This window comes from Halolamina salina (assembly GCF_042678005.1).
In the GTDB taxonomy this organism is placed as follows: Archaea; Halobacteriota; Halobacteria; order Halobacteriales; family Haloferacaceae; genus Halolamina; species Halolamina salina.
Genome location: NZ_JBHUDH010000256.1, coordinates 1 through 20,975 on the forward strand (window position 1 = coordinate 1; position 20,975 = coordinate 20,975).

The window sequence follows — 20,975 nt, forward strand, 5'->3', positions numbered from 1 at the left end:
GTAGTAAACGCGGGCGACCCTATTATGGCTCTCAAGGAACCGTGCAACCGCCATCGCGTTCTCTTCGTGGTGTTTCATACGCGCCGGCAACGTCTTCACTCCTCGCGCGACCAGATAGCAGTCGAACGGCGAAAGCATATTCCCAAGCCCGACCTGCTGGGCAAACGCCAGCTGCTCGAATACCGTCTCGTCGTTGGTGATAATAGCACCGCCGATCGAGTCGGAGTGGCCGTTGAGATACTTGGTAGTGCTGTGGACAACGACGTCGGCACCTAACTCGAGTGGGGCTTGGAAGTACGGGCTCGCAAAGGTGCTATCCACCCCAAACGAGATGCCGTAGTCGTCGGCGATGTCGGCTATCGCTCGGATGTCGCACAGCCGCATCAGCGGGTTTGTTGGCGTCTCCGCCCAGATCAAGTCGGTCTCCGAATCGACTGCTGCGGAGACGTTTTCGGGGTCACGGGTGTCGACGAAGTCGACATCGACGTCGAAGTGGCCCGCCAGCATCTCCGTGAGTAGATTTTCGGTTCCGCCGTAGATGGAGTCTGAGGCGACGAGATGGCCTCCTGGGGGAACCAGCGACAGCATCGCCGTCGAGATAGCCGCCATTCCGGACGCAAAGGCCAACGCATGATCGCCGCCTTCGAGGCGGGCGAGCTGCTCTTCGAGGGCCGCCCGTGTCGGATTGCCCGCGCGTGAGTAGACGTGTTCATTGGCTTCGTCCCCGCTGGCCCACTCGAATGTGGACGAGAGGTGAATCGGCGGGACGACGTCGTTTGTTCCACCTCTGTGAGGGTGCGTCTCGATTTCTGCTGCGCCGACGGCGATAGTTGCGAATCGGTTCTTGCTGGACCGGTCATCGTATTGTGTCATAGGTTACTCGGACTCACCTGTTTAGCATACCGAGGCATTACAAAATCCGCAGACAATAGAACGGGTCGACTGGCGGAACACAACTTGTTGTTCCATCTATCGGGGATTCTCTCTTACCCATTCGAGGACTTCACTTGCGTGTTCGTCCGGTGGGAAGATCGGATAGAAGATGTGTTCAATACGTCCATCAGAGACGACCAGCGTTAACCGCTTCAGGTACTCGTCCCCCTCGATGGTGAAAGTCGGTAAATCGAGTTCACTCGCCAGTTCCCATTCAGCATCGCTGAGCATCTCGAAGGGAAGGTCTAGCCGATCACGGGCCTCACGCTGGTACTCACTCGACTGCGTAGACAGTCCAAATACTTCTCCCACTCCGTTATTTCGGAGTTTATCGTAATGACTGCGAAAGCCTCGTGATTCGGGAGTACAGCCACGGGCACCTGGAACGTCTTCCCATCCTTCTGGAATCACGTCTTTATCTGGCCGTCCCGTCAGTGGATAGACGTAGATAACAGTGCGGGGAGGGAGTTCTTGGAGGTTAACCGTAGCTCCGTCGGTGGATTCTAGAGATACGTCGACCATCTCCATCCCGGGGAGGTGGTCTGCCGCTCCATCGTCTTCCGGTTCTGGAAGGTCGTCCGGTAGCGGAAAGTCCTTTGACATCGTACTAATCAGACCACGTTACACAAATAAATATTCTCCAGAGCCTATATTTTCGAATTGAGTCCAATATACGGGGCCCTTCCCGATTTCAATTCAATATGTATAATAATTGTAAATCCCGGGTGAAATGAGACGGTCCGGTTCAACTCAGCAGAAGAATTTTTCCGCCAATGTTCGACCTTTGGTCTGGGAGAGAAAGCGTCTTGGTTGCCGAGTGAGAGAATCGGAGTGATGTATCTCGTTACGTTTCGCCTTGATCCGGGGGATTATGACGAGGAGTTCCATGAGTTAAATGACGCGATACAGGAAGCTGCGGAGGGCACAGAGGGTTACCTCGGGAAGCGGACATGGCATGATCCAGAAAGTGAGGAGGTTCTCGTCGCGTACTACTGGGAGTCCTTAGACGCGCTTGAGACGTTTGGCGCCTATTCAGAGCACAAAGAGGCGAAACGGCGATGGACAGAGTGGTACGATGCCTACGAGGTCACCGTTACGGAAGTCATCGAATCATATGGAAGTGGATTTGGTGACGACGCAGACCCGCCCGCATAGGAGTATTAATTGTCTCGTTTGATTGGAGTACGGATGCGATAAACAAGCTTTCTGTACTTAGCGATTCAACGCGATAATCGATCCGCTCTCTCTTATCAGCAGAGGCGCCAAACCAATCACTATCTAAGGATTCCACAGATTCGGGGTTGTCTATGATTCAGAATTGCTCAGTGGGGCCAGCTGATTCCTCCTCTACCTGCTCGTACATCTCATCCGGGAACGGGAGACTGCCCCAGATCGAGTAGGGGCACTGGTCTTGGCCGATGCAGTAACGCTGCAGATCGTCGTTATCGCAGTTCATCGGCAACGGCGTGTCACCGCCGATGGTGTTCGAGAACTCGTAGCGGACTTGGTACTCGGTTTCCTGCTCGTCGTACCACGGCCACCGGGAGAAGACGTCCTTGAGGTCCGCAACGATCTCGTCGAGGCTGCTGTACTGCGGGAGCCACATTACCATCCGCGCGAAGTTGTAGAGGTCCTTCCTAACCGGCTTCTTCTCGTGCAGTCGCTCCTCCATATTCGCCATACAGGGGAGTTCGAAGAGGTCCTCGATCTCTCGCACCTCGATCTGTTCGGCGCCGGTTCCGGCTCGCCCGATTCGGTACGTATTGACGCGGCCGTCGCGGTCGATCGTGACTGCCGAGTGGGACTCGTGGTCGGCCAGCGTCTTCGCGAGACTGCTCGGACTCGAAATCCAGTCCGTTACAGAGGATTCCCAGTCATCTTCAGTGTCGTATGCCTCGACGGCTCGGTAGAGCTCTTTCGCCGTGTGGAACTCGCCCGTTTGCGCGACGTCGTCCGGGGCGTCACTCAGCGCCCGTCTGAGGACGCGGATCGTCCGTTCTCCACGGTCCCAGTTCTGCCAGATTCGCTCGTGATGGCCGGTCTCGAGGAAGCGGTCGATCCGCTCCGTAATCGCCGACTCGTTCGTGGTCAACCACGATAGCTGGTCGTCGGAGAGGCCGTCCTCCTGAACCCGCAGGAGCTTCTTGAATACCCGCTCAGCATAGTCGCGATACTTGCTGTCGAAATCACCCACTGGGACGTACAGGTTGTTGTCCTTAACTCGCGTCAGTATCTCTCCGTCGTCGTCACTCCCCGTCGCCGCTTCGTTCTCCCGAACAAGGCATTTGCGTGACGCCGCCGCCATCGGGATTTCGAGGTAGAGGCCATCCCCGAACTCTGGCATCTCTGTGATACCCGTACAGACCCGACCCGGATGCGGGCCATCCTCACCGGGCTCCTTGCTGTACAGCACGTCGGCGATGTCCTGTTGGAGCGACCCATCCCCGTGGGCTCGAAGGAGGGAGGCGAGGTTGTTGACGTACAGCTCTCGAATGTCGTAAAGCACCTGGATGTTCCGGGGCGACGCGTGCTCGAACTTGGGGTGCTCTTTCACACAGATCGCACTTAGGGTCGCGAGCACAGCGAGCGTCCCCGGTTCGTCGACGAACGGCTCCTCGGCGGCGTCGGCGCGAACCTGCTCTTTGAACGCCGCTGTGCCGAACCGCTCGACGTCGTTCACGAGGTCCTCGGGTTGGTCCTCGCCGTCAACGACGTATCGATTGTAGCCACGCGTAAACAGCTGGTTGATGCGGGTCTCACCGTACTCCAGCGGGAGTGCCGCAACTCGATACGCCATGTCCTCGTCGTCGGTGGGCGTACTCGGACTCATTCGTCGATCACCTCAGGTTTCGCCGACCGAACGTCGAATGCCGGGCTCTCGATGGGTTGAACGATGCTACAGACGTCGGCGTGCAGCGAGTAGGGCAGGCGAGCGACCCGCCGGCGGTCAGCGGTCACGACGGGGTCGATCGGGATGTCGTACATCTCGAGAAGGAGGTCGTTCAACACCTCGCGACTCTGCTCGTCGTACCGGTGCGCCGGGTCGGTATCCAGCAGGTAGACGTGGACACCCTGCCCGCTGTAGACGACCATCGTCTCCTCGGCGTCGAAATCGTCCTCGAAGATGTCGCGCACTTCGAACCCGTACTCGATGGCGCGGTCGACGTCTTCGAAGGCGTACGGATACCCCTCGGGAGCAGCGTCGAGGATTCCGGCGGCGTCGAGGAGCGCATCGTCGTCCCTATCCTCGACGTCCGCCGACACCATCTCGTCCGCTCGGTCTCGGGCAATCTCTTTCGCGTCGATGTCGACTAAGAGAACCCAGGGACGTTCCCAGTGATCCAACGCGTAGTAGACGGCGTCGGGCCGTGGGTCCGGCTGCTCCAGCACCTCCGGATCAGCAAGTGCGAACTCGCTCCGCCCCAATGGGTCGTTGCGAGCTGGGTGCCGAATGAACTCAACGACGTCCTCGAGGTCGTCGAATTCTGGCGTCGTTCGGTCCCCCGAAGCATCTGTTTGCCACGTATCCCGCCGGATGAAGTCCTTGTCCGGGACCTCGTCTTTGCGAACCGGGTGGGACTCTCGAAAGGCGATGGCGTACTGTTTCGGGCCGGTCGCTGTGATGAATTCCGGCAGGTCATCCAGATAGCGGGGGAACTCCTCGGCGTAGTAGGCGTAAATCTCCTCGCGGGTCGCCTGTCGCCAAGTCATTGGTTGAGTTCTTGATCGAGATTTTTGAAGCCCCGAACGGTGGTCAGGCCCGCAGCATCGAAGTCGTCGACGGCGTCTCTGATGGTCGCGAACGACCGTGCCGCCCGCCCGCTGACCCGCTCGTCGATCCGATCCGCGTCGGCAAGGCTATCCAGGACGTCGAGCGCCGTCTCGCGATTGTTGAAGGCCCAGATCGCGTCGGCGTCCACCGCGCTGAGTTTGTCGTAATCCTCGACCGGGGCGTGCCGGTTGTTACTCGCGAGCTCTGCTTCGCCGGCCCAGACGAGATCGCTGTCCTCGTCGATGCCGGCCACGTCCAGTACGGTGCCGTCGTCGGTTTCGTAGTACGGTTCCACCCGAACGACGTCGTCCTGCTGGTGGAGCCACAGCTCGAGGAGCCGGACGCCAACCTTGTGTGGCGTTTTCTCGCCGAGATCGCCCGCTCCTGGACCCGCCTTTAATTCTCTCCCGAGGAGGTCTCGACCGTCGGGGAGGACGGTGTAGTACTTGCGCCCCGCCGCGGAGTCCGCTTCTAGGAGGTCCTGCTCCGTGAGCCGCTCTATATGGAGGTCGTCGTATTCGTCCCGGAGCTGGCTCATCCTGTCCAGTAGCGTGTACTCGTCGTCCTCTCTGTTCATCACGTCGAGGACCCGATTCAGGAACCGGACGTCGTCACGGCTGAGCCCGCGTTGTCGGAGTTCGTCATCGGGGACGGGTACGCTGCTTTCCTGGACGGGCGTTGCCCCGTTCTCCGGCTGTGTTGCTTGGTCACCAGTTGGTTCCTCGTCCGTCTCGGTGGCCTGCCCGAACAGGGGGCTCATCTCTGACTCGTCTGCATCTGGGTCGCTGTCCGTCTCGGGCTGCGTGGGCGACGTCGATGCGTCCTCGGTCGTCGATTCGCTGATGAACGCGGATTGCGTCGGGTCGGTCGCTGCATCGCCGTCGGCAGCCGAGCCCGTCGTCTCAGCCCCCGAACTCCCCCAACCAGACTCTCCCGGAGCAGTGTCCGACTCATTCGGCTCTGTCAGCCCGTACTGGGCCTGTGTCCGCTCGACCATCCGTGGCCGGGACACGGACTCGAAATGGTCTTCCTGGGGCTCTGTGAGCGGCTGGTCGCTTTCTGGATGCCCCGGCGCAATCGGGAGCGGTTGCAGCGAAAACGGCGGCGGACCAGTCTCGCCGAACGATGGACTCGGGAGTTGGGCGATCCACTCGCCACTTGGGAGCGTGTTGATTCGGTTACGGAGTTCGGTCGGGCTGAGGTCCTCATGGGCAAGCGACTCCGCGAGGTCGCGCTCGATCGAGATGTTGCCGATGAGCTTCGTCTTGATGTTGTTCAGCACCTCGTCGTAGGCCCGCTCGTTCCGGTTCCGCACCTGTTCAGGGAACTGCATCACGAGCCCCATACTCAGCCCGAACGATCGGCCCTGCGGCAGTAGCTGCTCGGAGACCAGCTTCGTCGACGCGACCGGCGCCGCCTCCTCGATGATGAGGTTCGTGAGCTTCTCGTAGTCGGTCTGACCGTCGCGACGGCGCACCTGCACGGCGTCCCAGAGGTTGCTCAACAGCAGGAGTGTGATCGCTCGCTGTGCCTCTGGCCGAAGGTCGCCGAGGTCGAAGATGATGGTGGCGTCTTCGTCGAGGAACTCGCGGAAGTCGAAGCGGTTGTCGACATATTCGCCGGCGTCGTTCTGTTCGGGGACGTGGCTAAAGATCCGCCGGAGATGCGCGTCCTCTTTGAGCTTGTCGAGGCGGTTCCCGACGGCGTCCATCGACACCTGGAACTGGTGGTTGTCCTTCGCGAAGTGGCGCGTCAGCGATTCCTCGATGTTCTGGTTGTCCGCCGAGACCGGGGGAATCGTCTGGTCGCGCTGCATCCGGAGCGCGGCGGCGAAGAGATCGTCCAGCCCGAACACGTCGCTCCCGTACTCCTCGTCGAACAGCGCCTTGATCAGATAGCTCAGAATCTCGTTCGCGACGAACGCCTGCCCGTACTGCTCGCGACCCATAATCATCCGAAGGATGTCGTGGAAGTGGTCGACCTTGTCTTGAATCGCGTCCTCACGGTTGCGACCAGCCTCGAGCGCCGGGCGGATGTCGAAGAACGAGAACGCGGGGATGGTCTCCGGGACGCGGAAGTGGTAGACGTCGTCGAGGCCACCGAACCGCTCGTAGTGGCAGCGCAGGTAGTTCTCACACATCCCGTCCCCCTTCGGGTCGACGAGGACGACGGGGCCACCCGTCGTCTCGCGGAGCGAGAGGGCGTCGTTGATGATGGCCTTCGACTTCCCGCCACCAGTCGACGCGAACCGCCCGTAATGCGTCGGCAACAGGTCCGCCGGGATCCGAATGGGGTCCGGCCGTGGCTCACCGTTTTCGTCGAGCGCGTAGCCGATGGCCATCCCGTCCTGGAACTGCTGGATCAGATCCGGATTGGGCCACGGGAGCGGATTCCGACTCTGCTGTTCGGCCCTCGTTCCCCGCGTCCCTTCGACGGTCAACTGCTCAGAGGAGGGGACGAGGACGAAGTTCGCGAGCTCCGTCCCACAGAGGACCAGCTCGGGGCGGGTCTTCCCCCGGCCCGTCGTTAACTCGCGATTGAGGAGGCGATGGAGAGCGGCCCGTGCCTTCTTCTCCTTCGTTTTCTCACGGAAGCCGCTGTCCCGGAGGCGTTGCCCCTCGACCTCGTAGAACGGTCCATCAAGCGGGTCGAACACGGGGAGGAGCGAGTCCATCCGGCCATCGAGGTCGTCGCGGGTGTCGTCGGTGGGGACGCCGACGGCGCGGATGTTGACCGTGAACGACCGTTTGGCGTTCTTCGCGTCGATGTACTCGATCCGCTTCTCGACGGCCTCGCTGAGCTGCCGGTCGTCCTGGTCGGTCCGCTGCTCCTCAACCTCGAGCAACGATCCGACGACTTCCTGGAAGAACGTATCCCGGCCGTCGACGAGGTCCTCTTTCCGCACCTCCGCGTCGGACTGCCAGCTGGCACGCCGTTGGAAGACGACTTGGAACGCTGTCGGCGCTGTCGCCTCCATCAGGTGGTCGATCAGCGACGCCAGCGCCGCGCCCGGTTCGTCGACGGACGAGAGGTCGCCGTCAGTTTCCTCTGCTGTGAACGGCGTCAGCGAGGTCATCCAGTCCTGCTTCCGTGACGCGGAGCCACACCACCGGACACCGAGCGGCGAGACAGCGTCTTGGGCCGGGCGAGCCAGAATCGTTCCCGCCGGTGTCATCGTCGGCTTCTCGATGGCCCGTCTCTCTTCCTCCTCGTCTGGAAGTGCATCGGGCGGCGCTAGTTCGAGGGCTGAGCCCCCGACAATAACGTGATGATCGGGGACGCTCGTGGCTGCCGTACCGCCGTCGACAACGGGGTCGGATTCGCCCGGCTCGGAGTCCGCTGGTTCCTCGTCGACGACGTCGTACTGTTCTGCCGGGCCAAACTCGTACTGCAGCCGCCCGGCCTCGTAGTGTTCGACGAATTCTGGCGGTGTGAACTCGACTGGCTGAATGAGCCGGGCGGCGACGTCGACGTCGACGCGCTCGATGTCGAATGTGGCCGGGTAGATTGAGCGGAGGCGCTTCTCGAGCGTATCCAGGTGGGCATCGGCCCCGTAGAAGAACTCCACCGGGTCGTCCGGGCCATCACTGATTGCGAGGAACTCGAATCGGGGTGGTGTCTCACTGTGGAGCGGGTTCAGCTTCGCCCCGAGGCCCGACGAGCCGGGCGTGGTCAGCTTGTGGAGACTGTCGAGGACGCGGGAGATGCTCTCCGGGTCAAGTCGCTCGGATGTCGGCGTGACGCGCAGGTACTCAGCCATCGTTGGCCCCCTCCGTTGACCCGCCGTCTGGCTCAGCTTCGACGGCGTCTGATTCCTCGTTCAGTTCGCTCGTTTCGTTCGTTCCGTTCGTTGCTCGGTGTTCGAGCTCTTCCTGAAACTCCTGCATCTCGGTATCGACGGCGTCGTCGCCGGCGCCGGGCAGCGAGGACCGAACTTGGGAGGTCGGGTCAAAGTCGATGACCCGCTTCTCCTTGGGCATCGCTTTGACCTGAATGCCGCGCCACTCGCCGTCGACGCCCACCAGCGCCTCGGAGAAGCCGGCGTCCTCGTTGCCGGGGACAGCGTCCTGAACGAACCGCATCTGCGCGTAGTTCAAGCCGAACTCGTCGGCCCATTCTTCGTCCATCCCGTCGAGGCGGTGGAACTGCTTAACCGCACATTGGTCCAGAATCGCCTCGGATTCGGCGTGCTCGAAGAACTCGTCGACCGTCTGGGTGACCAGACGGATCGAGAGGTCGTGATGCCGGTGGTGGCGGAACACTGTCTCGAGGAACGCCAGACTTGCGGCGTCCTGCATAATGTAACGCGCCTCGTCGATGTAGAACACGACCTCCTTCTCCGAGACTTTCGCCCGCTCATACACCAGCGAGATCAGCAGCTGCATCGTCAGCGCCGTGCTGCTGTCGACGCTGCCTTCCTGCTGGGCGAGATCGAGGTAGATCACCTTCTCGTCGCGGATGTCGAAGTCCGATTCTTGGCCGAGGTTGGCGTGCCGACCGTCGTCCTCGAAGGGGCGGAGCTGGTCGAGGAGCCACGTCGCGTCCTCCTTGATCTTCCCCGCCTCCTCGTCGGACCGGACGACGAACTCCTCGGGGTCGTCAACCATGTCCTCGAAGACGTCCATCATATCCCGAATCGTCGGGCTCGGATTGTCGTGCGTGGAGATGTCGTCGGTGATTCCGTTACGCTTGTACGCTCGCTTGAGCGCGAGTTCCAGCGTCGTCCGGCGGTCGCCCAACGAAATGCCGCGGAGCGCGAAGAAGTTCGTCAGGAAGCTCATCGCGTCGTCGAGCTTCTCGTTGAACGGGCTGGCGTCCTCGCCCATCGCGCGCTGGACGTGCTCGGGCGTCTCTCGAATCTCCAGGGGATTGAGGCCGAGCGTCCCGCCGACCGTGATGCGTTTGGCGTCGAGGGCTTCGGCGACGCCGGCCCAGTTGTTCAACGGCTCGAGGATGATGCCGATACGGTCCTTGCTCTGCTCGATGGAGCGGATGAAATTCTGCTTCGAACTGAACGACTTCCCCGAACCGGTGTCCCCGACGGTGAACATCGCGTACCCGTTGTCCCGCGCGAACGGGTCGATGACCACGGGACTCTGGTTGTCCTTGTGAATCCCGAATTCGACGCCACCTTCCTCGAGAATCGTCGCGTTGTGCGGCGAGGAGAGTAACGCACCGACGGCGCCGCCGAGCGCAATCGACGTCCGCCCGAACTCGTTGTCGCCGATGGGCGCGGCGGACTGGAGGGCGAGATCCTGGCGACAGATGGCCGTCTTCGGCGTGAGGTTCGCCGGATCGTCACGGAGCGCGCTCTTGACCTTCTGGACGGCGTCCCGGAGGTCCTCCTTCTCGTCGGCCCGGACCGTGATGAACATCCCCTGGTCGAAGACATTCGCGCCGTTCTCGACGGCCTTGTACGTCGCTGCGGCCTCGTTGGCGCGTTCCTGTAGGTAGGCACTCCGCACGCTCTGTTCAAGGTCAGCGTCCACCTGAAGGTCGTCAGCGATATCCTGCAGTTCGTTCCGGGCCCGCTCCTGGTTCTTCGGCGTGATGTGGGCCGTCAGATCGAACTGCACGTCCGTCATCTCGAAGAGCTCGGAGAGGTAGCCGTCGTTGGGGTAGTCCGGGTAGTCAGCGATGTACAGCGTCGTCGTCCACTGCTCGCCGACCCGTGCCGCGCGCGTCTCCCACTCAATCGCCGCCGGCGCGGTCACCGTTTTGTGTGACTCGGCGATGTCGTCGAGAAGTTGGCGTTCGGCCGCGCCCTGTTCGATGGTCTCCTCGTCGAGGAGATCCGAGAACTCGACCTCTTCCTCGTCGTCGTCGGTGTACCAGTCCCAGAGGAGTTTCCCGCCGATCCCGACTAGTACCGCGAGCAGGATGTAGAGAGCCGCACCTTCAGCTGAGGTCGGATTCGTGACCCACTCCGTGAGCTGGCCGACGGCTCCGCTGCCCGTCTGGAGGACGAGGTTACGCATCGTGGGCATCCTCCCGGCGCGAGTGGCCGATGATGGGTTGTTCGCGAACGACGCTCTCTGCGTCGTCGTACTCGTGTTCGCGGCCGTTCCAGAAGTCCATATTCAACACGAAGAGCTCGACCGTGCTGAGCCGGCGTGCGGACCAGCCCGACGCCTGCTGGATGAACTCCGACCGCACGTCGTTGACTCGGCTATCGAGTTTTTCGAACATCTGTGCGCGGCGCTCGACGTCGGTGAGGTCCTCGCGGCGGGTTACAAACGGGTTGAACAGGAACCCGATGACGGGGAACTGCGTCAGCTTCTCGGCCGGTGTCCCCTCGTCGCGGAAGCGGTCGTAGACCTCCAGCGGCGTAACCTCGACGCCGATGTAGTACCGCACCTGCTGGATGCCCCGTTCGCGCATCTCCTTCGGCCGCGTCTCCCGATACTCCTCGAGGAGTTCCCGGAAGATCGGGTTTTCTTTGACGTCCTCGTCGTTCAGGCGGTCTTCGATGTTCTCCGTAATCTGTTCGACCGGGAACGAGCGGGTCGTCGCGTGGAGTTTGAGCTTCGAGTCCAGTTCCTTGTTGGCGAACTCCTCGCCGGCGTCTTGGAGCTGTGCCCAGTCGTCGGACATCGCGAAGTCCATGTTTCCGGGATCGATCTCGATGAACGCCTCCATCGTGCCGTCCGCGCGCTGGATCGCGCCAGCCCCCGGCCACGCCCGCTCGATATTCGTGAGGTCCTGCGTCCGCTCGTCGGGCTTGAACGGTGTGTAGTTCGCGAGCCCGCCCTCGTTCCGCTCTGTCTCGTTGGTGCTACTGTCGGCGTCCTCCGGGGCGCTGAACGTGATCTGGGGGCGTTTGACGTAGCGATAGACGTCTTTCGTCCACGTCCACGCGTTGAGGTGGTCGGGCGAGACGTAGACGATCGCGACGCCGAACCCGAACCCACCTGCGACGAACGGGAGGGCGAGTGATTCGATGCCGGTGAGGCCAGCGATGAACAGGCCGACGATCGGGAAGGCGATCAGGACGCCGACGTCGCCTTCCTCGATGTTGAGGTAAGGGATGCGGCTCTCCTCACCGAACTGGTCCATGATGCGCCGTGCGGCTGCGTCTTCGTCGATGGACATGGATTGTTAGTAACCTCCAGGGTCGTTCTCGGTCCGCCGGTACGACGGCGTCCCGCTGTCTTCGTCGCTGTTCGCGCCCCGGGCTGCAGCTTTCTGCGCCACAGCGTGTCCCGCTGCGGCCTTCGGTCCCCACCGGGCCGCGGTCGTCGCGACGCCGGCGCCGCCGATGTAGGCTCCAGTGGCGACACCGCCGATGAGGGCCGCTCCTTTCGTCGCACCACCGATAACCTTCGCCGTCAGCGGGGTCGCGTACTTGAACGTCTTCCACGTGACATAGAGCGCAACGAGGGGAAGTGAAGCCGCAACGAGATACCTGAGGAACGCTGATCCCGGCGTCAACGTCCCTCCAGAGTAGAGTAGGTCGTATCCTTTGAGGACTATCGCCGCAGGCAGGGGTAGGATGGCCAATGGGACGAACCGTTTGCTGAACCCCATCGCGACATCAGAGAGGACAGGAATGTTGCCATAGGCGACGGCGAACGCGATGGGCATCCCGTACAGGTAGACGTAGAGGAGAATCTGCCGGATGTAGAACAGCGCCTCCAGTGCCCACATCGAAATTCCTCCGATAAGAGCAAAGAGGAGACCAAGACCGGGGTTGGTAATCGACCCCGTTATGAACTGCAGCATAGCAGAGCCCAGCGAGGACAGCTCCGGCATCAGGGCAATCGTGAACCCATCAACAAGGTAGAGCGCGAGCGCCCCAATCCAGTACCAGGTAATAATCAGAAAGGCTCCGACCCAGGCAGTCTTCTTGGTCTTCCGAGCCTCGTACGCACTCCCGATATTGAAGATGCGGATGGTGTGTCGTCCCTGAACGCTCATCACAAGTAGCAGCAGAGAAATCAACATGATCTCGCCGCCGATGAGCCCTTCTTGGATTGCTGGCCAAGGGGCGTTACTTGGTTCTCCGAAAATGAACGTCCCATCAGTCTGGGGAGTCGGAGTGCCAAACATCTCTTCGGTCAGCGTCTGATACCCCGACCGAAGCCCGTCCATGAACAGACCGATGAACCAATCGACGACGTCTTTGAATCCCTCGAGAACGACGTCTATCAGGTCCACCATCGTTAGGCCTCCGTGATTGAAACCTCGCAGTCACTCATCTCCGTGGATCCGGAGTACTGTACATCGAAGGATTTCGACACCTGGTCGCCGCCAACCTGGGTTCGGACTGTGACGGTGAACTGGCCGCTGTTCCCATTCGGGGAGCACCCCATTCCCTCCTCAGATTCGGAACCAAACGGGAACGAACTACTGAACAGGTCTGTAGTTTCTCCCGGCGAGATCACCACCTGTTCAGTTTCATACATCCCGCTACCTCGGGGATCTTCGACCGGGTTTGGAACATCACCGGTGAAAATTAACTCAACAACCGCTTCTGGTCCGCTTCCGGTGTTTTCGACGGTGACGTACGCTTCCCCGTTCTTTATCCGATCCGTCTCAGTATCTCCGTAGACTTCGTCCCACGGCTTCTCAGGGTTATTCCGGTAAAGACCGACCCCCAGAATTCCAATTTCCGGCTGAATCAGTGAGGAACTCTCAGCTAGCGTTTCTTCACCGCTGAGAGCCACGACAGTATACTCTCCAGGCTCATAGGAAGTTCCGATCTCGAAAGAGACCTGTTGTGACCCAGCAGCGGTTTCTCGTTGACCGAACAGCTCCCCATTCGGCTGGACGAGGTTGATCTGGTCGACTCCCTCCTCTGAGGAGTATTCAACGACGAGTTCTGCCCCCTCTACGGTGACTTGCTGGATGATTCCCCTTTCATCAGACGGTGTTGAGTTCCCGCCATCCGGGGAATCGTCGTTGTTGAGGCATCCGGCCACGCTCACGAGAGCGGCGCCGGTGACTGTTCGGAGGGCGGTCCGTCTACTGAGGTGGGGATTGTCCTGAGTCATGGTTTCTGTCCGAAGATGTCTTCTGGGCCGAGCATCCGCAGGAGGCGCTTGCCAGCGTAGAACATCACGAAGAACGGCAGGAGCTGCCAGCCGACCTCGAACACCAGCGCAAACCAGCCGTCGATCGTCCCGAGTGGGTGCCACCGGGCCGTCGCGGTATCACTCACGTACGCCGGGTCGTGACCGAGCCACGAGCCCGGATGGTACCGAGCCGTGTAGATGCCCGGTTCGTCGATGGTCACGATCGCCACCCCCGAGGCGTTGGTCTCAACGCGCTGATCCGCGACCGTGATGTACCCGTTTCGGGTGGTGCCGCCGATTGGATACTGACGGCTATCGTCGAGCCCGATCGGCGCGCCGGTCTGATTATCCCGCAGTTCGACCCTAAGCGTCGCTTGCGACTGATTCTGATGGATGACCTCAACAGTAAGATTGCTGCGGCGGAGCTGCCGCTCGGAGCCGGCGTCCGGCTCGACGATTGACGCATTCACGCCCCGGACGATTCCCGCAACGTGCAGCGCCTCTCGATCGACGTTCTCAGCTCGAACGGCGACGCCGTACGTCGTCGTGTACGACTGGTTGACGATGTCGATATTGATGTTCTCACCGATGGTGCCGACTGGTGACGGGCGGTCAGTCCCCCAGGTCTCGATGAGTTCCGGTCCGTCTCGAACCGGCTCGGCACGCGGCCCGATCCGTGAGGGATAGGCGTGGACGTACACCGGAATCGCGTCTGACTCGACGGTGGCGCTATCCGTGCGATTCGACCGGACGAGCGTGTCCCAGTTGGTGTTCCGAGCGGTGTAGAACCGCCAGATGCCACGGACCCGTGCCTCACCGTCCTCCGTGAGCGTGTACCCCTGCCACGGCCGCGACTGGAAGATGGCCACGCCGGCATCGCCGTTCGGATACTCGGCGTAGTAGGGGTACGCCGAGAGGTCGTAGATCTCGACGGCGATCGAATCGGAGACGTTCCGTGTTTCCGTCCGATAGGTGACGTCGACGTCCGTCCGGTCACCCAGGTCGGTCCTGACGGTCTTCTTCAGCCGCACGCTAATCTCCGCTTCCAGCGTGAGATTCGCACTCCAGTCGTCCTCGATCTGGTAGTCGAGGGCAGGCGTATGGGCCCCGTCACGCTCGGCGATGGTCTCGCCGTCCTTCTTCAACCGGACTTCTTCGATCTCGTGCTCCGTGAGCGACCACGAGATAGTCGTGTTGCCGGAGGAACTCCCGTTGGGGACGCGAACGCGGTAATCAACGAACCCGCGCATTGTCCCATTCGGCGCGATGTAGAGTGGGGTTTCACCGGACTCGAGGTGGCCACGAGTAGATGGCTGGACCGCGAAGATCGTCGCGTGAGCATCTTCGATGAAGACGCCGTCCTCGAGGTCTGCGTGCGGTGGATGCACGGACGTATCTGGGCCGCCGGCGTCGAGGTCCTCGAAGTCGTTCCGCGTCCACGTCGCCGCTGTCGCGGGCGGCCGTTTGAACGTAATGTCCGTCCCGTTCGCGACTTGATGGACAGCGGAGCGGTCCTCGCCGTAGCGCTGGCGGTACTCCTCTTGCGTGATGTAGTTGTCCGCATCACGTGACCACAGCGTTGCCGACTCGTTTTCCGTGAGCCCGTTCCCCTCCGTACCTGGTCGTGGCGGGTCAGCGGCGACGATACCCGTGACTAGGCTCGTCGCGAGCAAGCCGGCCATGAGCACGGAGAGCTCTCGATGGTTCATAGGGCTCGCACGGGGACTGCGGAGTGGTTACCAGGGGACGAGGTCGACGCACTGCGCCAGCGGGAGGCCCATCATCGACCCGGCAACCGTATAGAGCGGGCCGAGCACGACGAGGACGACCGCGGACTTCATCGCCGAGCGCTTGTGGCGCTTGAGGCCCTTCTTCTGCTCGGGATTGAGGGTGAACATCTCGATGAGGGAGTCAGCCTGCCAGACGATGGCGAGGCCGACGATCCCCAGCGCGGTGGTCAGCTGGAAGAACCCCTCAATCATACTCGGGAGGTTGTCTGCGCTACAGACCGCGTTACTCTGGGCGGCGACCGGCTGGACAGCTAACAGGCTCAGGAGGACGACAGTGAACGCTGCCTGTCGAGGGATCTTCCCGGTCAGCGGTGACTGGTTTTCGACGCTACGCTCAGGGTCGGAGGGAGTCTGGTCCTGTGACATAGCGGGCTAATCATCGGTGGCGTCTTCAGCCGTTGGCTGGCTTTGCTGCTCTTCGACGAGCGACTGGAGATCGTCGAATCGGTTGGTGTCCTCTGCGATCTCTTCGAGTGTGTAGCCCTGCTCGCGGGCCCGTTCGAGGAGGTCGCGGAGTTCATCGGGGTCAACACCGCGGACTTCCATTTCCTCGCGGAGGGCGCGGCGATAGAGGGCGGAGGCGTTGATGTGGTCGTTCCACATCAGGTACAGGTCATCGATGTCCTCGATGGTGACTGACCTCGTAATCATACATGCGGGTATGGGTATGCACCGGCTGAGTCCCGGTACATATTGGCGCGGTAGCTGGATGATACCTAAATGCTTTCTGGCTATCAACTGGTGCAAGTTTGTCGAGTAAATTATAACCAAATTACTTGTTTCTCTCGTAGAAAAAGGACTTAACCAACGAAGGCGCAGGAGGAAGAAGTCTGTTGGTTAAGAGTGAGAATCAGCTCGCTTACTCGAGCTCCACAACTTCGCCGCTCCCCTCGTCGAGGATCTCTCGCACTTCGGCCAAGAGTTCCTCACCTTCCTCGTGGAGGGCTGTACCTTCATCGAGGTCCCACTCGTCCGCGTCGAGCTGCTCAATAATCTCCTCGACGCGACTCACTCGATCGTGGATTTCGGAGTCGTTTGCCACGGTTAGATCACCCCCAGCCAAAGTCCGGTGATGACCAGCAACAGCAACAGTAGCACTACGATGGCGACCTTGTAGTAAATCGGTGGGAGGCCCTCGGGTGCGGTCGCTTCATCGACTGCTTCGGCGAGCTCCTGTTCGTGTTCGTGGTCCTGCTGGAAGGTCTCGTACGCGGCGTCGAGCTGTTGCTCCAGCGGCTCGATCTCACTCGCAAGGAACTCTTGACGGGAGTTCACGATATACTCGCCGGCGGCAGTCGGCGTGATCGTCGCGACGTCCGCCACCTGATCCGCGATGAGTTGGTCATCAGTGTGTCCAATCGCGGTGACCACCGGGGTATTCGCGGTGAAGATCGCCTCCGCAACCCGCTCGGTGTTGAAGGCCTGGAGGTTCGAATCGCTCCCACCGCCCCGACCGACGATGATGGCGTCGACGTCCTCCGAGCGGTCGAGATGGTGAATGCCGTTCGCGATGGACGTCGGCGCGTTCGACCCCTGGACGGTTGCGTCCTTCACCAGGATGTCGACGGTGGGGTCCTGTCCGTGGATCGCGTTCTGGATGTCGTACCGGGCGTCTCCTCGAAGGGACGTGACGACGCCGATCCGCTCCGGGAACGCCGGCGGTTGCTGTTTCTGCTCGTCGTCGAACCAGCCACGCTCTTCGAGTTCGCTTCGCAGTCGCTCGACGGCAGCCGCCTGGTCGCCGTCGCCGACGACGATCACCTCCCACGGTTTGAGGTCGATTTTCCCACCTTCGACCCAGTAGTCGATATCGCCCTCGAGGATGACTTCGGTCCCGTCCTCGAGGTCGGCGTCCATCTCCCGGTAACGGTTCGCCCAGATCATACAGGGGAGCTCGGCGTCGCCGTCGGTGAGCGTGAAGTAGAGTGCCGTACTGTTCTTGTGGAGGTCAGTGACCTCCCCGATACAGCGGACGCCGTTGAGGGCAGGCGCGTCCTGGACGACCGACGCGATCCGGTCGTTCAGCTGGGACACGCTAAGGACCTCTCTCGCATCGGGTTCGACCGCCTGCCGTTCGGTATCCGGTGCGTCCGCCATCTCCGTTTCCTAACTTCTGATCAGGAACCTCAAAAAGCTACGTTCGAGTGCCTGGGTGGGCTGCGTTACGCAGGCCTACAGGTCGCGGGGCTGGACCGTCTTCCGGTCGTTGGCCTCGGCACGCTCTGCGGCGTCGTCGAGCAGTTCGGCGACCTCTTCGTTGAGGGCGTCGTAGAAATCTGCCGAGACGTTGTGGTCCGAAAGTGCGTCCTTCACGGCTGCTTTGACGATTAGGTCAGACATTCCATCGCGGACTTCTCTTGTCCACCATATAAAGGTTCGAAGATTTTACGCCGAATCTCGTTCAGATACTGACGATGGGTACTGTACCCACTGGAGCAAACTTATACGGGCTATTTACACTATTTCGATAACAACACTCACACGATGAGTGATTCCGATGATTCCCTCTTTGGACTATCTGAAGATACGCTCCGTGCGGCGACAGATGCCCTCCCCTCACAGGAGGAAATGGAAGAACTGGTTGAAGCAGTCCGTCAGGGCCAGGAACGATTAGAGCGATCGAGACAACACGCAGAAGAATACATCAACCTCGGTCCACCTTGGGACTACGACCCAGCGGACTACTCTCCAAGCGAAGAGGCTTCCTTCACAGCAATGAAGTGGACCTATGAAGGACGCGAATATCTCGAATCCACGGGGGACCCAAATTTAACCACTATCGCAGGACGTATCGAAGAGGGATCTACCTCGCTCGCTGAAGAACTAGATGACTCTGAAACCGAGTACCCATACAAAGGACTCCACCTGCTACTCTCCTCCCTTGATGGCCTGATCACCTGGCTCTGTGAGAACGACCCAGATATTGACCCTGACTTCTACAACGACGGCGGAAACCCCGTTTACTTCGGCGGACGAAAAAAATGTGCTCTGGAGAAATGGTACGATGAACACGCCATTTTCGGTGTCGAAGATGATGAGGGGGAGTCATTCAAACAACAATGGGACGACTTTTGGAATCACCGTCACCGAATAATGCACGGCTCACCTGACGCCTACTATGATGAAAATGTCGGCATAGCCACCCTATTCTTCGTCGGACTCACGGCTCACGTCGTAAAAGAGAGATACGATCAGCTAAATCAGTAAAAGAAATCGTTTCCCAGAGACCATAGGCTCTTATTTCACCGCTGATATCCCCGAGTATGAGAAACGGCGTGGAAGAGACAGAAAATCAGGAGGAGTCAAATGAAGATTCAGACACCTCCTCAGAAGCTCGCCGCCACGCACTCGATGACGTTCGACGGGTACTCGATCAGGAACTCCAATCGCTAAACGATATTACTCAGAAAGCCTGGCGAGTCGTACAATTCAATGGACTTGTCGCTACAGTTTTCGCAAGCCTCGTACCCACCCAATCCAGTCTAACTCAGATAACACCAATCTCAGGAATCCTACTCGGAGGAGCCGTTATCTCACTTGGCTATTCCACATACAGGGCCTTCCAAACACAACAACGAGAGAGTATCAGTACAGGCCCTGAAACCGATATGTTTCGAGCGGTAGCTAAACACGACTACGATGAAGTCGATTATCTTTCTCGTGCAATCAATATCCACTCAGACTGCTTTGATAAGGTACAGTCAAAAACAGAGGACAAGTCTGAAGATGTCGATAACGCACTCATCACATCGATCCTCGGCGTCATCCTTTTAGTGGCCGGGACGATACTCCTATTCATACTATGAGTGAGGAAGGCAATTCTGGTGACTCCGGATCCTCCGGAGACGGAGAAGCCCCCGACCTGGGGCAGTCCGGATCCAACGAGACATTCAAGGGCAGCGACAGCCCCGACAACACACGGTCCGACGACTCATCGGACGAATAGAATCGCTGGAGACTGTTCTCGAGTTTTTGAATTCTGATTAGGAATACGGCGTGGAGGCGAGGTCTGATTCGGGACATAGAACACTAAATACTGCTTAGAAAATCCCTCCGTAGAGTCGGCCCTCGGACTCTAGCTTCACTTATCTAGGCCGATTAGCTGGGGGAGATACTTGCTTATTGAGATATTCTGTGGGGATATGCCCTTCCGCGGTCGTCGTGACGGTCGCCCGGTCGTCCCCGCTATTGTCGACGATGGAGAAGAAGTCACCTGTCCAGTATGCGGCGGGACGATGTACCCGCGATCGGCGCCGGGCAAGTCTCGACACTTCTACCACGTATCAGACGACGCCGGCCAGCGCTGCTCGAATGGCGGCGAGTCAGAGACCCACGAACGCGCAGTCGCCCGTGTCGAGGTCGCTCTGCACCAGCAATTCGGAGAAAACGCCCGCATCGAGACGGAGGTGGACGTCGACGTGGCCGAGGTGCCGACACCTGTGACCGAACGCCGGGCCGACGCACTCGCGACCTTTGATGATTGGAACCCTTATTTCGGGGAAGGGCTCGCCGTTGAGGTACAGCACAGCCACGAGGACAAAGACGTCCATCAGGTGACGCATGACTACTTGGCCGCTGGGTACTCGGTCGTCTGGATACGCGCGGCAACAGTCCTTCTCGATACGTTCAACTACGATACGATCGGTGCCGAATTTGAGCAAGACGACGGTTCTGGATACGCCCAACGAACGAGCAAAGCGAGCCGATTTACGAACTGCCAAGCGCTCCTCTACGACGGCGAACACGCGTGGGAGCGTGTGCCGCCCTATGCCCATCCTCGCGGACAGGATGACCTGATTACGTACGATATCTGTACTGCCCAGGGCTGCGAGCTACGCCGGCTTCACGAGTCCGACGGCATTTACACCTACACCGCGAGCGACGAGCACGGCCCTGACTTTCCCCTGAAAGCGCTTAAGAACGCGATTGTCCGTGAGTACGACCGAGATCCGTTCTGGAAGTGGGCAGGAAGCCAGTACCACTCCGCACAGGTGGAGAAGCTGCTTGCGACACGACCTGAGATAGAGCGCTGTCGGGGGCCGAAGGGGTTTCACGAATGGGGGCGGCGAGAAACGCTCTGGACGAACCATTCCGACCAGCCGTTAATCGAACTCCGCGAGTGCATGTACTGTCCCGTTCGGTTAGTGACGAACCATCGAGGGCGGTCAGGACACAGTACATTCTGTCTCTACGGTCGAGAGCCTGATCTCGACTGGGACGACGTGTATTTCCAAGCCAGCCCTCCCGAGTGTGATCACTATCTCTACGATGAGGATGCGATCGAAGATTACTGCCCCAAGTGCGGGGCGACGATGGAGACTCCCGAGACTACTCTCCGCGACCACACAAGTTGGATTCCTCCATAAATTGGGGATCAGTCACTCCGCCCGGCCCACAGGCCTAGTCCAGTACGTGGGAAGACAACCCATCAAACAATCCGAGTGGTCAATATCGTCGATAGCACCC

The 20,975-nt window shown here is 60.2% G+C and carries 19 protein-coding genes; 4 read left to right on the forward strand and 15 right to left on the reverse strand.

Annotation, left to right across the window (positions count from 1 at the left end; all coding sequences use genetic code 11):
• On the reverse strand, positions 1-873 hold an 873-nt coding region (locus tag ACFR9S_RS15770), incomplete at its 3' end, for a trans-sulfuration enzyme family protein (RefSeq protein ID WP_379819004.1).
• A 96-nt stretch (positions 874-969) separates the two neighbouring features.
• A complete protein-coding gene (locus tag ACFR9S_RS15775) occupies positions 970-1,536 on the reverse strand; it encodes a peroxiredoxin (protein WP_379730338.1) in 567 nt (188 codons plus the stop codon).
• A gap of 231 nt (positions 1,537-1,767) precedes the next feature.
• Between ACFR9S_RS15775 and ACFR9S_RS15780 the strand changes: the two genes are divergently transcribed.
• Positions 1,768-2,088 carry an antibiotic biosynthesis monooxygenase family protein gene (locus tag ACFR9S_RS15780; protein WP_379730337.1) on the forward strand — a complete coding sequence of 107 codons (321 nt, stop codon included), beginning with the start codon at positions 1,768-1,770 and terminating at the stop codon, positions 2,086-2,088.
• Between the two features lie 157 nt (positions 2,089-2,245).
• Here the strand turns inward: ACFR9S_RS15780 and ACFR9S_RS15785 are convergent, their stop codons facing one another.
• From ACFR9S_RS15785 to ACFR9S_RS15845, 13 genes are all read right to left on the reverse strand, one after another.
• Positions 2,246-3,763: a primase-associated protein gene (locus ACFR9S_RS15785; RefSeq protein ID WP_379730336.1), complete on the reverse strand. Its 1,518-nt coding sequence runs from the start codon at positions 3,761-3,763 to the stop codon at positions 2,246-2,248.
• Complete coding sequence (locus ACFR9S_RS15790; protein ID WP_379730335.1) at positions 3,760-4,644, reverse strand: bifunctional DNA primase/polymerase; 885 nt, start codon at positions 4,642-4,644, stop codon at positions 3,760-3,762. The genes ACFR9S_RS15785 and ACFR9S_RS15790 overlap by 4 nt, the downstream gene beginning before the upstream one ends.
• Positions 4,641-8,465: an ATP-binding protein gene (locus ACFR9S_RS15795; RefSeq protein ID WP_379730334.1), complete on the reverse strand. Its 3,825-nt coding sequence runs from the start codon at positions 8,463-8,465 to the stop codon at positions 4,641-4,643. The genes ACFR9S_RS15790 and ACFR9S_RS15795 overlap by 4 nt, the downstream gene beginning before the upstream one ends.
• The gene (locus ACFR9S_RS15800; RefSeq protein ID WP_379730333.1) at positions 8,458-10,692 is read right to left on the reverse strand and encodes a VirB4 family type IV secretion system protein; all 2,235 of its coding nucleotides are present in this window, start codon (positions 10,690-10,692) and stop codon (positions 8,458-8,460) included. Before ACFR9S_RS15800 ends, ACFR9S_RS15795 begins: the two co-directional genes overlap by 8 nt.
• Positions 10,676-11,797, reverse strand: a complete 1,122-nt coding sequence (locus tag ACFR9S_RS15805) for a hypothetical protein (protein ID WP_379730332.1) — start codon at positions 11,795-11,797, stop codon at positions 10,676-10,678. Before ACFR9S_RS15805 ends, ACFR9S_RS15800 begins: the two co-directional genes overlap by 17 nt.
• A 6-nt stretch (positions 11,798-11,803) precedes the next feature.
• The gene (locus ACFR9S_RS15810; RefSeq protein ID WP_379730331.1) at positions 11,804-12,865 is read right to left on the reverse strand and encodes a hypothetical protein; all 1,062 of its coding nucleotides are present in this window, start codon (positions 12,863-12,865) and stop codon (positions 11,804-11,806) included.
• Positions 12,866-12,867: 2 nt separating this feature from the next.
• On the reverse strand, positions 12,868-13,698 hold the full coding sequence (locus ACFR9S_RS15815) for a hypothetical protein (protein ID WP_379730330.1): 831 nt from the start codon (positions 13,696-13,698) through the stop codon (positions 12,868-12,870).
• Positions 13,695-15,428: a hypothetical protein gene (locus ACFR9S_RS15820; protein WP_379730329.1), complete on the reverse strand. Its 1,734-nt coding sequence runs from the start codon at positions 15,426-15,428 to the stop codon at positions 13,695-13,697. Before ACFR9S_RS15820 ends, ACFR9S_RS15815 begins: the two co-directional genes overlap by 4 nt.
• A 27-nt stretch (positions 15,429-15,455) precedes the next feature.
• On the reverse strand, positions 15,456-15,875 hold the full coding sequence (locus ACFR9S_RS15825) for a hypothetical protein (protein WP_379730328.1): 420 nt from the start codon (positions 15,873-15,875) through the stop codon (positions 15,456-15,458).
• A 6-nt stretch (positions 15,876-15,881) separates the two neighbouring features.
• A complete protein-coding gene (locus ACFR9S_RS15830; protein ID WP_379730327.1) occupies positions 15,882-16,160 on the reverse strand; it encodes a hypothetical protein in 279 nt (92 codons plus the stop codon).
• A 208-nt stretch (positions 16,161-16,368) separates the two neighbouring features.
• Positions 16,369-16,551, reverse strand: a complete 183-nt coding sequence (gene xseB, locus ACFR9S_RS15835; RefSeq protein ID WP_379730326.1) for an exodeoxyribonuclease VII small subunit — start codon at positions 16,549-16,551, stop codon at positions 16,369-16,371.
• A 2-nt stretch (positions 16,552-16,553) separates the two neighbouring features.
• A complete protein-coding gene (xseA, locus tag ACFR9S_RS15840) occupies positions 16,554-17,606 on the reverse strand; it encodes an exodeoxyribonuclease VII large subunit (RefSeq protein ID WP_379730325.1) in 1,053 nt (350 codons plus the stop codon).
• Between the two features lie 75 nt (positions 17,607-17,681).
• Positions 17,682-17,849, reverse strand: coding sequence for a DNA-binding protein (locus ACFR9S_RS15845; protein WP_004048632.1), 168 nt, complete (start codon positions 17,847-17,849; stop codon positions 17,682-17,684).
• A gap of 144 nt (positions 17,850-17,993) precedes the next feature.
• Here ACFR9S_RS15845 and ACFR9S_RS15850 point away from each other — a divergent pair, with 144 nt between their 5' ends.
• The 3 genes from ACFR9S_RS15850 (at position 17,994) to ACFR9S_RS15860 (ending at position 20,875) form a co-directional block, all read left to right on the forward strand.
• A complete protein-coding gene (locus ACFR9S_RS15850; RefSeq protein WP_379730324.1) occupies positions 17,994-18,716 on the forward strand; it encodes a hypothetical protein in 723 nt (240 codons plus the stop codon).
• 56 nt (positions 18,717-18,772) lie between these two features.
• Positions 18,773-19,315, forward strand: coding sequence for a hypothetical protein (locus ACFR9S_RS15855; RefSeq protein ID WP_379730323.1), 543 nt, complete (start codon positions 18,773-18,775; stop codon positions 19,313-19,315).
• Positions 19,316-19,651: 336 nt separating this feature from the next.
• Positions 19,652-20,875: a competence protein CoiA gene (locus ACFR9S_RS15860; RefSeq protein WP_379730322.1), complete on the forward strand. Its 1,224-nt coding sequence runs from the start codon at positions 19,652-19,654 to the stop codon at positions 20,873-20,875.
• The last annotated feature ends 100 nt before the right edge of the window (positions 20,876-20,975 follow it).